At 72.5% G+C, this 12,855-nt stretch carries 12 protein-coding genes; 7 read left to right on the top strand and 5 right to left on the bottom strand.

Annotation, left to right across the window (positions count from 1 at the left end):
* Nucleotides 1-2 precede the first annotated feature (2 nt).
* Nucleotides 3-905, top strand: a complete 903-nt coding sequence (locus ACN268_RS09865) for an ABC transporter substrate-binding protein (RefSeq protein WP_421482866.1) — start codon at nucleotides 3-5, stop codon at nucleotides 903-905.
* Between the two features lie 114 nt (nucleotides 906-1,019).
* On the opposite strand, the gene ACN268_RS09860 is transcribed toward ACN268_RS09865, so the two are convergent.
* Complete coding sequence (locus tag ACN268_RS09860) at nucleotides 1,020-1,478, bottom strand: MarR family winged helix-turn-helix transcriptional regulator (RefSeq protein ID WP_421482865.1); 459 nt, start codon at nucleotides 1,476-1,478, stop codon at nucleotides 1,020-1,022.
* Nucleotides 1,479-1,562: 84 nt separating this feature from the next.
* Between ACN268_RS09860 and ACN268_RS09855 the strand changes: the two genes are divergently transcribed.
* Both ACN268_RS09855 and ACN268_RS09850 read left to right on the top strand, forming a co-directional pair.
* Nucleotides 1,563-2,999, top strand: a complete 1,437-nt coding sequence (locus ACN268_RS09855) for a DHA2 family efflux MFS transporter permease subunit (RefSeq protein ID WP_421482864.1) — start codon at nucleotides 1,563-1,565, stop codon at nucleotides 2,997-2,999.
* Nucleotides 3,000-3,061: 62 nt separating this feature from the next.
* Nucleotides 3,062-3,625 (top strand): NADPH-dependent FMN reductase, encoded by a 564-nt coding sequence (locus tag ACN268_RS09850; protein WP_357933201.1) that lies wholly within the window; start codon nucleotides 3,062-3,064, stop codon nucleotides 3,623-3,625.
* Between the two features lie 39 nt (nucleotides 3,626-3,664).
* Here ACN268_RS09850 and ACN268_RS09845 read toward each other — a convergent pair whose 3' ends face one another.
* Complete coding sequence (locus ACN268_RS09845; RefSeq protein ID WP_421482863.1) at nucleotides 3,665-5,695, bottom strand: HelD family protein; 2,031 nt, start codon at nucleotides 5,693-5,695, stop codon at nucleotides 3,665-3,667.
* Between the two features lie 584 nt (nucleotides 5,696-6,279).
* On the opposite strand from ACN268_RS09845, the gene ACN268_RS09840 reads away from it, so the two are divergent.
* Nucleotides 6,280-7,323, top strand: a complete 1,044-nt coding sequence (locus ACN268_RS09840) for an arabinan endo-1,5-alpha-L-arabinosidase (RefSeq protein ID WP_421482862.1) — start codon at nucleotides 6,280-6,282, stop codon at nucleotides 7,321-7,323.
* On the opposite strand, the gene ACN268_RS09835 is transcribed toward ACN268_RS09840, so the two are convergent.
* A complete protein-coding gene (locus ACN268_RS09835) occupies nucleotides 7,317-8,333 on the bottom strand; it encodes a helix-turn-helix transcriptional regulator (RefSeq protein ID WP_421482861.1) in 1,017 nt (338 codons plus the stop codon). The two genes, ACN268_RS09840 and ACN268_RS09835, sit on opposite strands and share 7 nt — an antisense overlap.
* 54 nt (nucleotides 8,334-8,387) lie before the next feature.
* On the opposite strand from ACN268_RS09835, the gene ACN268_RS09830 reads away from it, so the two are divergent.
* Nucleotides 8,388-9,071, top strand: coding sequence for an alpha/beta fold hydrolase (locus tag ACN268_RS09830; protein WP_421482860.1), 684 nt, complete (start codon nucleotides 8,388-8,390; stop codon nucleotides 9,069-9,071).
* Nucleotides 9,072-9,288: 217 nt separating this feature from the next.
* Here ACN268_RS09830 and ACN268_RS09825 read toward each other — a convergent pair whose 3' ends face one another.
* Entirely contained in the window at nucleotides 9,289-10,023 is a 735-nt protein-coding gene (locus ACN268_RS09825) for an alpha/beta fold hydrolase (RefSeq protein WP_421482858.1), read from the bottom strand.
* A 164-nt stretch (nucleotides 10,024-10,187) separates the two neighbouring features.
* On the opposite strand from ACN268_RS09825, the gene ACN268_RS09820 reads away from it, so the two are divergent.
* Together ACN268_RS09820 and ACN268_RS09815 are read left to right on the top strand one after the other, a co-directional pair.
* Nucleotides 10,188-10,562, top strand: a complete 375-nt coding sequence (locus ACN268_RS09820; RefSeq protein ID WP_421482857.1) for a UBP-type zinc finger domain-containing protein — start codon at nucleotides 10,188-10,190, stop codon at nucleotides 10,560-10,562.
* A 58-nt stretch (nucleotides 10,563-10,620) separates the two neighbouring features.
* Nucleotides 10,621-11,157, top strand: coding sequence for a hypothetical protein (locus ACN268_RS09815; protein ID WP_421482856.1), 537 nt, complete (start codon nucleotides 10,621-10,623; stop codon nucleotides 11,155-11,157).
* Nucleotides 11,158-11,268: 111 nt separating this feature from the next.
* On the opposite strand, the gene ACN268_RS09810 is transcribed toward ACN268_RS09815, so the two are convergent.
* A complete protein-coding gene (locus ACN268_RS09810) occupies nucleotides 11,269-12,798 on the bottom strand; it encodes an RICIN domain-containing protein (RefSeq protein ID WP_421482855.1) in 1,530 nt (509 codons plus the stop codon).
* Nucleotides 12,799-12,855: the final 57 nt, after the last annotated feature.

Below are 12,855 nucleotides of genomic sequence, written 5' to 3'. Positions count from 1 at the left end.
CGGTGGCACTCACGAAGGTCAAAAGCGTCCGCAGCGGCGCCATCTTCACCCTGCCGTACCTCGTCGGCCTGGAGCACGGCTACTTCGCCGAGGAGGGCATCGACCTGGAACTGGTCGCCCCCGGCTCGTACGACGCGGTGCTCAAGCCGATCGAGGAACACGAGCTGGTCAGCTCGTTCGGTGGCATCTCCAAGCCGTTCGAGAGCGGCGACGTCTCCCTCTACCGGGCCTGCGAGTGGGGGCAGATCCGCCGCTCCCACGACAGCGGGCGCGGCGGCCAGATCATCGCCAAGCGGGCCTCGGTGGCCAGCCAGGCGATCTTCGTACGGCCCGACTCCGGCATCAAGCACCCGCAGGGCCTGGCCGGCAGGACCGTCGGCGTCAACTTCCACCACGGCTCGCACTACCTGGCCATCCAGTCCCTGGAGGGCTTCCTGGACCCCGACGAGATCAAGGTGGTGCACGCCGGCGGACCGGCCGAACGGTTCCGCAAGCTGCGCGACGGCGAGATCGACGCGGTGGCGCTGATGGAGCCGTGGACCACCGCCGCCGAGAAGCTCGGCTACGTGCTGATCACCGAGGCGTTCTACGTCGGCTCGGAGATCGCCAGCGCCGACGTCGACCCGGCGACCTTCGCCGCCGTCGACCGGGCCGTCCGCCGGGCCGTTGCGAAGATCAACGAGGACATCCGGCCGTACCTGCACCACTTCGTCGCCGAGGTGCCCGAGGACCTGGTGAAGCTGGAGCCGGCGGACTTCCGGCTGGGCCGGTTGCGCTACGTCGACCCGCAGCCGTACCCGGAGGCCGAGTTCGAGCGCACCTACCGGTGGATGGTGAAGTGGGGCCTGATCGCTCCCGAGTCGACGTTCACCTCCATCGTGGACAACCGGGTCGTCACGGTCTGACCCGGCTCGGGGCCGGCCCGGTCGACGACGGCCGGGCCGGCCCTTGGCTGCCTGCTCGGCGGGGCCGGCCCTTGGCTGCCTGCTCGGCGGGGCCGGCCCGTCGGTCGCCTCCGGTCAGCCCGGCGGCAGGTCGACCAGGCGGTGCAGGAGGCGGCGCAGCCGGGCGCGTTCGGCCGGGGTGAATCCGTTGAGCAGTTCGTCCTGGGCGGCGTCGACCAGGGCGTCCAGCTCGCGCATCCGGGCGGTTCCGGCGGCGGTTATGTGGACGACGTTGCGTCGGCGGTCCGCCGGGTCCGGCTCGCGGCGCAGCAGCCCCTCGGCCGCCATCGCGTTGAGGGTGTCGACGGCGTCGCCCCGGTCGATGCCGAGCCGGCGGCACAGGTCCGCCTGGCTGATGCCGCCGAACTCGTCGAGCGCGGCGAGGATGGCGTACCGCATCCGGTCGGCGGGCCGGTCCAGGTGCCGGGTGACGACCCGGTTGGCGCGGGCGGCCGCGTGGTGGAGCAGCCAGCTGGTCAGCCGCGGCAGCCGGGCCGGCGGCGCTCCCGGTGTCGGTTCGCTGCGCTCTGTCACCCACCCAGTGTACCTAAACGTTGGACCTCCAACGACTTTACCGATATCGTTGGAGGTCCAACAATTCTCGGGTCGGGGGTGGCGATGACGGCAGCCGGCGGGAACGCCGACCCGGCCGCCACGACGGGACGTGTCCCCACCACCGCCGTGCCGGCCTCGGTGTGGTGGCTCGCGGCCGTCCTCGCCTTGGGCTCGGTGCTCACCGGCATCGACACCTCGCTGGTCAACGTCGGCATCGAGGTCATCGGGCGCGACCTGGGTGCCTCGTTGACCGAGGCGCAATGGATCAACAGCGGCTACCTGCTGGCACTCGCCGCGACACTGCCGGTCTGCGGCTGGCTCAGCCGGCGGATCGGGCCCGGTCGGCTCTGGCTATGGTCGCTGGCCGGGTTCACGCTCACCTCCGCATCGTGCGCACTCGCCCGCAGCGCCGACACGCTCATCGTCGCCCGGGTGCTCCAGGGGCTCACCGGCGGACTGCTCATCCCCGCCGGAATGGCCATCCTCGGCCAGGCCGCCGGCCGGGAGCGGATGGGTCGGGTCATCGCCGTCGCCAGCGTCCCGTCGATCCTGGCCCCGGCCTTCGGGCCGATCATCGGCGCCCTGCTCGTCGACAACCTCTCCTGGCACTGGATGTTCCTGGTCAACGTGCCGATCGGGATCGTCGGACTGCTGCTGGCCCTGCGGGTGGTCCCACGCGGCGAGGCCGGCCGGGCCGGCCGGCTCGACCTGCCGGCCCTGCTGCTGGTCGCACTCGGGCTGCCGTTACTCACCTACGCCGTCACCCGGGCGATGGACCACGGCGAACTGCTCGCGCCGCCGGTGCTGGTGCCCCTGGTGGCCGCGCTCGTCGCGTTGGCGCTCTTCGTCCACCGGTCGCTGCGCGCCGACGAGCCGTTGATGGACCTACGCCTGGCCCGGGACCCCGTCTACGCCGCCGCGGCGGGCACCATCGTCTTCTCCGGTGCCGCCCTGTTCGGTGGGCTGATCGTGATGCCGCTCTACTTCCAACTCGGGACTGGCCGGGACATCGTCGACACCGGGCTGCTGCTGATGGCGTTCAGCCTCGGTGCCGCGGTGACCTTCCCCCTCGCCGGCCGGTTGGCCGACGAACACGGTGGCGGCGTCGTGGCCCTGGTCGGCCTGATGGTCGTCGTGGTCGGCACGATTCCGATGACGCTGCTGCCGGCCGACCCCGACCTGGTGCTCGTCGAGGCACTCCAGGTGGTCCGGGGTGTCGGTCTGGCGCTGGCCGGGTCACCCGTCGTCTCCGCCGCGCTGGCCCGGGTGCGGCCCGACCAGATATCGGACGCCAGTTCGCAGGTGAACACCCTGTCCCGGGTCGGCGGTGCGCTCGGCAGCGCGCTGTGCGCGGTGGTGCTTGCCGGCGCGCTGGCCGACGCCGGCTCCGACGCCGAGGTCGCCGCGGCCTTCCGGGTCACCTTCCGGTGGCTGACCGGCATGGCGCTGGTCGCTCTCGTCCTCGCCGCCCGGCTGCACCGGGCGCAGCGACGCGCCTGACGTGCACAGGCCCGGTGACCGGAACCCCACCGGGCACATCCTACCGATCAGGAGGTCATCTCATGCGTACCGCCATCATCATCGGCAGCACCCGACCGGGACGACGGGGCGCGGCGGTGGCCCGCTGGGTCCACCGGCTGGCCGCCGAGCGGGGCGACGCGGTCTACGAGGTCGTCGACCTGGCCGACCACGACCTGCCGCACCTCGACGAGCCGGTCCCGGCCGCCATGGGCCCCGAGCACTACACCGCCGCGCACACCCGCCGCTGGGCCGAGACCGTCGCTTCCTACGACGGGTACGTCTTCGTCACGCCGGAGTACAACCACTCCTGTCCCGGCGTGCTGAAGAACGCGATCGACTACCTCTACACCGAGTGGCACCACAAGTCGGCGGGTTTCGTCGGGTACGGCCTCAACGGCGGTGTCCGGGCCGTCGAGCACCTGCGGCTGGTGCTGGCCGAAGTGCACGTCGCCGACGTCCGCGACCAGGTCGGCCTGCACTGCTTCGCCGAGTTCGACGCCGACGGCGAGGTGCGGCCCACCGGCAACCAGGTGGACGTCCTGCACCGGATGCTCGACGAGGTGACGGCCTGGGGCGGTGCCCTGGCCACGGTGCGTCGGCGGTGACCGGCCGCCGGGGGACGGCGGCACACCCGCAGACTCCCGCTACGCGAGAACCAGCTGTCCGAGTTCCTGGGTGCATCGGGTGAGCGCGACGTAGAGGCCGTTCCATCCACGCGGCCCGGCGGCGATGCCCTGGGGGTCGACGAGGAGCGCCGCATCCCATTCCAGTCCCTTGGCCTGGACCGCGGTGAGCACCGGTACGTCACCCAGTACGGCGTGGAGTTCGGCGATGCGGTCGGCGGGGGCGATGACGCCCACCGTGCCGCCGTGCCACCGTTGCTGCAACTGCCGCACCGCCCGGGCAGCGGTGGCGGCAAGCTCCGCCGGGGCGACCGTGCGTATCCAGGGGTCGATGCCGCAGGAACGCACCGCCCGGGGCGGGGAGTTGTGGCTACCGGCCTGCTTCAGGACGGGCCCGGTGAGGTCCATGACCTCGCGCGGGGTGCGGTAACAGATGGTCAGTTCCGCCGCGGTCCACCGCTCGCCGAAAGCTGCCCCTACCGCCTGTGCCCAGGTGGTGTGCCGGTGCGCCGCCTCCGTCTGATCGATGTCGCCCACCGCCGTGACGGATCGGCTGGGACAACGCCGTAGCACCATCTGCCACTGCATCTCGGACAGCTCCTGCGCCTCGTCGATGACGACGTGGCCGTACACCCAGCCGCGCTGCCGGCGGGCGTGGTCGGCGACGAAATCGCCAGGCGGCGGCGGGGCCTCGGTTTCGCCCAGCAGGTCGGCGACGGCGTCGAGCAGGGGGATGTCGCTCGAAGCCCACGGTGCGGTGGGCTCGGTCGATACGGCGGTGATCTCCGCTGCGGACAACCGGGGAACGAAGCGGGCGAGCAGGGCGGGGTCGGTCAGGAGATTCCTCACCAGCTCTTCGGCGTCGAGGGTGGGCCACCAGGCCTCGACGAACCGGGCGATGGTCGCGTTCTCCCCGATCCGACCCCGGAGAATGTCGATCTCCTCCTCGGAGAGCAGCCCGTCGACGTCACTGCCGGTCGGCCCACCTCCGGGCCGGTGGTCCTGCTCCATGCTCCGGTCGACGCGGGCGAGGATGTCCTCGAAACCCTCCTCCATCGCGTGCATCAGCGCCTCGCGTCGGTCGACGACGGCTTCGGTCAGGAGGTGGTGCAGCTGCTCGGCGCACGCCTCGCGGGCCCGGTGATAGGGACGCCCCCGCACCGAGGCGAGTATCTGGGCGACCGTCCCGGCGGGAATGACGTAGAACTCGCCCTCCCAGCGCAGCTTCAACTCACGGGGCCGGGGGAACAGCGAGCCGACATAGTTCTCGAGCGCGGCCTGCCACAGGGCGCGGCCCTTGATCTCGGCGAGAGTGCGGCTCTCGTCGCGGCCCACGCGGATGTCGGGCAGCAGGGTGTCGCAGGTCGCCGAGACGACGGCGGTCTCACCGAGCGCGGGCAGCACCTGGGCGATGTACCGGAGGAAGCGCGGGGAGGGGCCGAGGACCAGGACCGCCTGGTCGGCCATTGTCGAGTGGGCGAACAGCAGATAGGCGACGCGGTGCAGGGCCACCACCGTCTTGCCGGTGCCGGGACCGCCCTGCACGATCAGCGGGCCCGTCGCCTCCGCCCGGATGATGTCGTCCTGTTCGCGTTGCAGCGTGGAGATCGCTGCCGACATGTGACCGGTGCGCCGCTGGTCCAGGGCGGCCAGCAGTGCGCCCTCACCGACGAGTTCCGCTGTCATGGTCCCGTCCAGCGGCTCGTCGTCCACCCCGACGACCACCGGTCCCGCCGTACGGATGTGCCGACGCCGTGCCTGCCCCTGCGGGTCGACAGCCGTCGCGGTGTAGAACGGCCGGGCCGCGGGAGCGCGCCAGTCCAGCAGCAGCGGCTCACCGTCCTCGTCGTCGTTGCGCAGGCCGACCCGGCCCACGTGTCGCACGGTGCCGTCAAGACCGTCGAGGCGGCCGAAGACCAACCGTTCCTGCGCCCGCCGCAGCTGCTCGTACTGCTGGCGGAGCATGCGCAGCCGCGCCCGTTCCAACACGTCCAGGGCAGCTGAGGAAAGCTCTGCCCGCAGGTGGTCGACGAGAGCGTCGCGCCTGGCCATGGCCGAGTCGAGAAACTCCTGTTCCTCGGCGACCGCGGATCGGCGCGCGGCGTCCGCTGCGGGGGAGGTTGACGTTCCACTGCGGGTAATTGCTGTGGTGACGTCAGTGATGCCATTGTCCAGAGCAGATTTCCGACGCATTCGCAGATCCTCGGACTGGTGCTTTCTCCTGCCACCCGACCGGCCGCAGGTATTCCGGCGACAAGCATAGGGTCGCTTTCTCCTCGTCGTGCCCCGATGCTGTCGACGGAGATGAGCGTCTCAATAGCTCGCAGTTCCTTGCCGATCGTGGCCCTGTCCCATCGTGGTGGGTCGTGCCGCCCCTTCCGGGGCGGACATCGGTGGCAAGCTCGCTGCGTGGGCGGGCGTCGACACCGTGGTGCGGGGCCCGCCGGGCCGGTTCGTCGCGACCCCATCGGCGCGGGCCGCCCGGGAGCGTCGGCGGGTGGGGAGGGTAGCGCCAGACGTTGACATGCCTCGATGTGTGCGTTAGCTTCGGGGAAAACACGAATGCAATGATCCCGACATTTTTGTCGATGTCGCGTCGGCATCACGCTGCCCGACGCCCGACCCAGGGAACTGTCGTGACCACTTCGCTCGGCTCCGTACAGAATGCGTCCACCCTCCGCCGGCTGGCGTCCGTCTGCCTGTCGGTCGTGCTGATGGCCGCCGGCATCGCCGGAGGATCACCGTCGGCGTCGACGGCCGCGCCCCGGGTGGCGGCGACCCCCACCACGCCACCCGCGTCCTACCCCGGCCCGGGCCGGGTCACCGGCGACGTCGGGGTGCACGACCCGACGATCGCGATCCGCCCCGGTGGCGGCTACCTGCTGGCGCACACCGGCGACAACATCGCGCTCAAGACCTCCAGTGACCGGATCGCGTTCCGCAACGCGGGAACGGTGTTCCCCGGCGGCGCACCGTGGACGACGACGTACACCGGGGGCAGCCGTAACCTGTGGGCACCGGACCTGACCTACCGCGACGGCCGGTACTGGCTGTACTACTCCGCCTCCACGTTCGGCTCCAACCGGTCGGCGATCTTCCTGGCCACCAGCACCACCGGCGCGTCGGGCAGTTGGACCAACCAGGGCCTGGTGATCGAGTCCCGCACGTCCGACAACTTCAACGCCATCGACCCGAACCTGGTGGTCGACGCCACCGGCAGGTGGTGGCTCAGCTTCGGGTCGTTCTGGTCCGGCATCAAGATGGTGGCGCTGAACCCGGCCACCGGGAAACGCTCCGACACGACCGTGCACAGCATCGCGGGACGCAACGGCGGCGCCATCGAGGCCCCGGTGATCGTCCGGCACGGCAACTACTACTACCTGTGGGTGTCGTTCGACCGCTGCTGCCAGGGTGCGGCGAGCACCTACCGGGTCATGGTGGGCAGGTCCACCTCGGTCACCGGCCCGTACGTCGACCGCAACGGGGTGGCGATGACCGCCGGCGGTGGCACCCAGGTGCTCGCCGGGCACGGCAGCATCCACGGACCCGGGCACCAGGCGGTGTTCACCGACACCGACGCCGAGGTCCTCGTCTACCACTACTACGCCGACAACGGCACGTCGCTGCTCGGCATCAACCTGCTCGGCTACGACACCGCCGGCTGGCCGTTCGTCTACTGACCGGGGCAGGGCTGCGACGAGATGTCGCCGTCCGCCCGCCGCACCGCCGCCGGGACGGCGTCCGCCACGGCGGCGGTGAGGCGGGCGGCGAGCGCGGCCACCGCGGCCCGCAGTTCGGGCCCCTCCTCGACGGTGAACCCGAACGGGACGGCGGCCAGCCACTCCCCGGCGTACATCCGGGTGTTGGTGGTGCTGCCGGTGAGCACGCAGCGCTCACCGGCGGGCTCCAGCCGGCCCATCGTGGGCCCGACCCAGGGGGCCACCCGTTCGTAGGACTCGTGGAACACCACCCGGGTCGGGTACTTCCACCCGGAGCCGAGGTGCGCCTCCAGGGTGGCGACGGGGTCGAGGTCGGCGGGTGGGGTGAACGGCTGCGGCAGGTGCCGCACCGCCCCGATCCGGTCGATCCGGTACGTGCGGACCGCGTCCGCCCGGTGCGAGTGGCACAGCAGGTACCAGCGGCCGTGACGCACCACCACCGCCCACGGATCGACCTCGGCCTCCCACGACGTACCGCTCTCGGTGGTGTAGCCGACGGCCACCCGGCGACGGTCGGCCACGGCCGTGACCAGCGCGCTCGTCGTGATCGGGTCGGCGTGCACCGCCCGCCGGTCGGCGGCGGCCGCCGCGTACGTGCGCAGCGCCGCCGCCTGCCGTCCGACGCTGTCGGGCAGCGCCCGGATGAGTTTGCTCAACGCGGCACCGACCAGCCCGTCGGCGTCGCTCGCGGCCGGCCGCCCGTCGAGCACGGCCATCACCAGGCCGAGGACCTGCTCCTGGGTGAACACGACGGCCGGCAGCCGCGCGCCCCGGCCGAGCCGGTAACCCCCGTAGGGCCCCCGGACGGACTCGACCGGGATGCCGGCCTCCCGGAGGACCCCGACGTAGCGGCGCGCGGCCCGCTCGGTCACGCCGAGGCCCGCGGCGAGCTGGGCGGCCGTGGTGCCGGGCCGGTCGCGCAGGATGTCGAGCGTCCGCAGGGCGCGGGCGGTGGGGCTGACGTTCTCCACGCCACGGACGGTACCGGAAGGAAAACGTCCGGAACCGGCTCTAGGTTGACCCCTATGACGGATGAACGGATCGTCCTCGTCGGTGGTCTCTGGCTCGACGCCCCGGTGTGGGACGGCGTGGTGGCCGAACTGGCGACGCGCGGCCGGCACGCGGTGGCGGTACGCCTGCCCGGCCAGGGGGACGGGAACACCACGGCGACGCTCGACGACCAGGTCGACGCGGTGCTGGCCGCCGTCGACGCGGCACCGGGCGGGTCGGTGGTGGTGGGGCACTCGGCCGCCTGCTCCCTGGCCTGGCTGGCCGCCGACGCCCGGCCCTCGACGGTGCGCAGGGTGGTGCTGATCGGCGGGTTCCCACCTGCCGACGGGGACTCCTACGCCGACTTCTTCCCGATCGAGGACGGCGTGATGCCCTTCCCCGGCTGGGCGCCCTTCGAGGGCCCGGACGCGGCCGACCTCGACGACCGGGCCCGGCGGGAGTTCGCCGCCGCCGCCGTCCCGGTGCCCGAGCGGGTCGCTCGGGGGACCGTGCGGCTGACCGACACCCGGCGCTACGAGGTGCCGGTCGTGCTGGTCTGCCCCGAGTTCTCCCCGGCCCAGGCGCAGGCCCTGATCGACGCCGGTGACCTGCCGGAACTCGCCAAGGCCCGGCACGTCGACCTGGTCGACATCGACTCCGGGCACTGGCCGATGCTCAGCCGGCCGGTCGAACTGGCCGGCCTCCTGGCCGGCCTCTGACGGGTCCGGCGCGCACCCGGCGGACCCTGCCGGCGCGACGGTGACCCGGCGGTACCGGGCGACGGTGAACGGGGGCGCACCGGTGCGGTCGGGTGACCGGTGCCCGGTGGGGCGCGCGGGAGCACCGCCGGGGCCGGCCCGCCCGGGGTCGCCGGCGTCGGTCGGCGGCCCCGCAGCGGCACCCCGTGGCGTGCCACCGGGCCGGCCGGTCGGGTGGTCAGGGCGTGGTGGTCGCCCCGGCGGCCTCGCGGATGAGGTCGACCAGCATGCCTGCCTCCGGGATGGCCACGGTGTGCGAACCGCCGGGCACCTCCACCGTCCGCCGGGAGCCGGCCCGCTCGGCCATGAACCGGTGGGCCGCCACCGGGATGTTGAGATCCTCGCTGCCGAACAGGAACCAGGACGGCAGCGACCGCCAGGCCGGCTCCCCGGACGGCTCGCCCAGCGCCGCCTCGGTGATCGGCCGCTGGGTCACCGCCATCACCGCGGCCTGCGCCGCCGTCGAGTCGGCGGCGAACTGCTGGTGGTAGCGGTCCTGCCGGATGTAGAGGTCGGTCGCCCCGTCGGGCAGCGTCACCGGGGCCAGCGTGTCGCCCAGGGTGCTGCCGGGGAACCGGCCGGCCAGGTCGGCGGCGCTCTCCCCGGCCAGGGGCGCGAACGCCCCGACGTAGACCAGCGCGGTGACGCCCGTGCCCGCCACCGGCACGTTGGAGATCACCATGCCGCCGTAGGAGTGGCCCACGAGCAGCACCGGCCCGTCGATCCCGGTGAGCACGGCGCGCAGGTAGTCGGCGTCGTGCCGGACACCGCGCAGCGGGTTGGCCACCGCCACCGCGGGACAGCCGTTGTCGACCAGGGCGGCGATCACCCCCGCCCAGCTCGCCGATTCGGCGAACGCGCCGTGGACGAGGACGACCGTCGGGGTGCCGGGCCGTGTGGTAGTGAGGGACATTGCCGGGTACCTCCGGACAGTGGCGTGGATGTCCGTTCCATTCTGCTGTCGTCGCCGCGCCACATCGTGCCCCGGGCGGCCGGCTCACCCGGCCGGGGTAACCGGGGCGGGCCGTCACGGCGACGGTCCGGGTACCGTGGCCGGCGAGTCGAGAGGAACGCCGCGTGCAGGATCAGCCCGAGCCGCTCACCGCGACCACGGTGGGGATCAATCCGGCAGCCCCGCCCAGCGGGACCGGCTGCGTCGAGTGCGAGTCGTCCGGTGGGTGGTGGTTCCACCTGCGTCGCTGTGCGGCCTGCGGCCACGTCGGGTGCTGCGACTCGTCGCCGGGCCAGCACGCGACGGCGCACGCCACCGGCGAGGGGCATCCGGTGGTGCAGAGTTTCGAACCGGGCGAGGACTGGTTCTGGGACTATCCGGCCGACCGGTTCCACCCGCAGGGCCCGGAGTTGGCCCCGCCGCACTCGCGTCCGTCCGACCAGCCGGCCCCCGGCCCCGAGGGCCGGGTACCGGAGGACTGGAAGCGTCGACTGCACTGACGGGCACGCCGGCGGGACGGCCCGTTTAGCCCGGTGACCTGCCGGGCAGGTCACTGCGGTGACCGCCGCCGACGAACCGCACACCATCGAGTTCCGGCGCTCCCGCAGGCGTCAGGTCGCCGTCCTGGCGGCGGGCCTGCCGACGGCGGTGCTGGTGGTGGCGGTGGTCAACCTGGCCACCGGTGACCCGTGGTGGGACGGGCTGTGGATCGCGGCGTGGATCCTGGCCTTCGGGCTCCTGCGCGGGGCGGCCCGTCCGTCGTCCACCGGTCACCAGCCCCGGCTGCCGCTGCGGCTCACCGCGGACCATATCGAGGTGACCGGGCCGGGGGAGCGCACCCTGGTCATCGGGTGGTCGAACGTCGCCCGCGCGGAGATCACGGGGCGGCTGTACCCGGTCCTGGTGGTCGAGCCGGCCGACCCGGACCGGACCGTCCCCCCGCTGGCCCGGTGGGAGTGGGCGGTCGCCGGGCAGAGCCGGCCGTACGAGATCCGGGTTCCACTGGTCTACCTGAGCCCCGGCCGTGACCGGCTGCGGCGCGAGCTGTCCCGTCGCCTGCCCGGCCCCGCCGCCGGCAGCCGGCCCGCCCCGTAGGGCCTGCCCCCGCGATCGCGGATCACCCGTCCACGGGAGACCCGACACCCGGCCACCGCACCGACCGCTCGGGTGCGCGGGTCGGTGCGGCGGCCGGGTCGGGGCGGGGCGTCAGACGGCAGTGCGGGACCACTGCTGGTTGGCGCCGGTGTTGCAGGTGTACTGCTTGAGCACCTGGCCGTCGGCGGTCGACGAGGCCGGCACGTCCACGCACTTGTTGCTGTGCCGGGCCCGCAGCTGGAAGTAGCTGCCGTTGGTGACCATCTGGAACTGCTGGTTGGTGCCGCTGCCGCAGGTGTACTGGATGAGTTCGGCACCGTCGGCGGTGGAGGCGCTGGTCACGTCGAGGCACTTTCCGCTGTGCCGGCTGACGATGCGCCAGTAGCCGCTGCCCGCGTCGACGAACTGCCACTGCTGCCAGGCGTTGCCGGCGTAGGTGTACTGGCCGACCCGCGCGCCGTTGTCGGTGTTCGGCTGCTGGACGTCCATCGCCTTGCCGCTGTGCCGCACGGTGAGCCGGTAGTACGTTCCGGTGCTCGGGGGCGGCGTGGTGGGGCCGTCGCCGACGGTGTCGCCCCACCCGTAGCGGACCCGGTCGGCCCCGGAGGGGTTGCGGATGCTCAGGTTGAGGTCGGTGCCGCTGCCGCTGAGCGCGTACATCGAGTACCAGTCGTAGCCGATGGTGCCGGGCTTGCCGCCGAGGGCGGGCCAGTAGGTGCCGCCCATCTGGTTGTCCCGCATCACCTGGGCCATGGCCCGGATGTGCCGGACGAAGTTGTCGGTGCTGTTGGCGTCGGCGTAGTTGCGGCCGTCGTTCATCGGCGCGCCCCACTCGGTGGCGACGGCGCGGGAGGCGCAGTTGCCCAGGCGGGTCTGGATGTGGCTGCGGAAGGCGTCGTAGCTCATCTCGCCGTAGAAGAACGCGTAGTGGTGGAAGGAGAGCAGCGTCGCGTTGAACCGGCTGTCGTTGCAGACGTCCCGCAGGTCCTGGCTGAAGCCGGTGCCGCCGATGAGCACCCGGCCGGGCACCGCCGAGGGGTGGGAGCTGAGCCAGTTCGCCGCGACGTTGCGCCAGTCCGCCGAGCTGTAACCGTGCGGCTCGTTCATCGGTTCGAAGTAGACGTTGGGGTTGGTGCCGTACGTGTTGGTCACCGTGGACCACATCGCGTTCCAGGCGGCGAGGTTGGTGATCCGGCCACCGGAGGCCGCGCCGTCCTCCCAGTACGCCAGGATGACCTTGAACCCGCGTGCGGTGGCGGCGTCGATGGCCCCCCGGTACGCCTCCCACCACGCCGTCCCGACGGTGTGCGTGTTGATCGGCAGCCGGACGGTGTTGACCCCCATGGTGGCGGCCATGTCGTCGTAGAGGGCGTTGGCCTTGGCCCGAACCGTCGCGTTGCTGTCGGAGGCGCTGAGGCCCTGCACGACGAGCGGGCCGGTGCTGAAGTTGTCGCCCAGCACGGCCCAGTTCATGCCACGGAACCCGCTGGTGGCGGCGGTGGCCGGGGACGACACGACGACCGCGCCGCCGACCATCGCGGTCGCCACGGCGGCCAGCGTGACCAGCAGCCGGCGGAGCGGACGGTGTCGCCGCGACGCCGCTGAGGGCGACGTGATCCGGGTCGGGGAGTGGTCGGTCACGTGATCGGGCCTCTCTGGTCGGGACATCGCGCCGAGATCGCTGTTAGCGCTAACATT

Origin of the sequence: Micromonospora sp. WMMD735 (genome assembly GCF_049178995.1) — a bacterium.
Lineage (GTDB): Bacteria > Actinomycetota > Actinomycetes > Mycobacteriales > Micromonosporaceae > Micromonospora > Micromonospora wenchangensis.
Note: the sequence above shows the minus strand (reverse complement) of the source record. Positions and strands in the feature narration are given on the sequence as shown.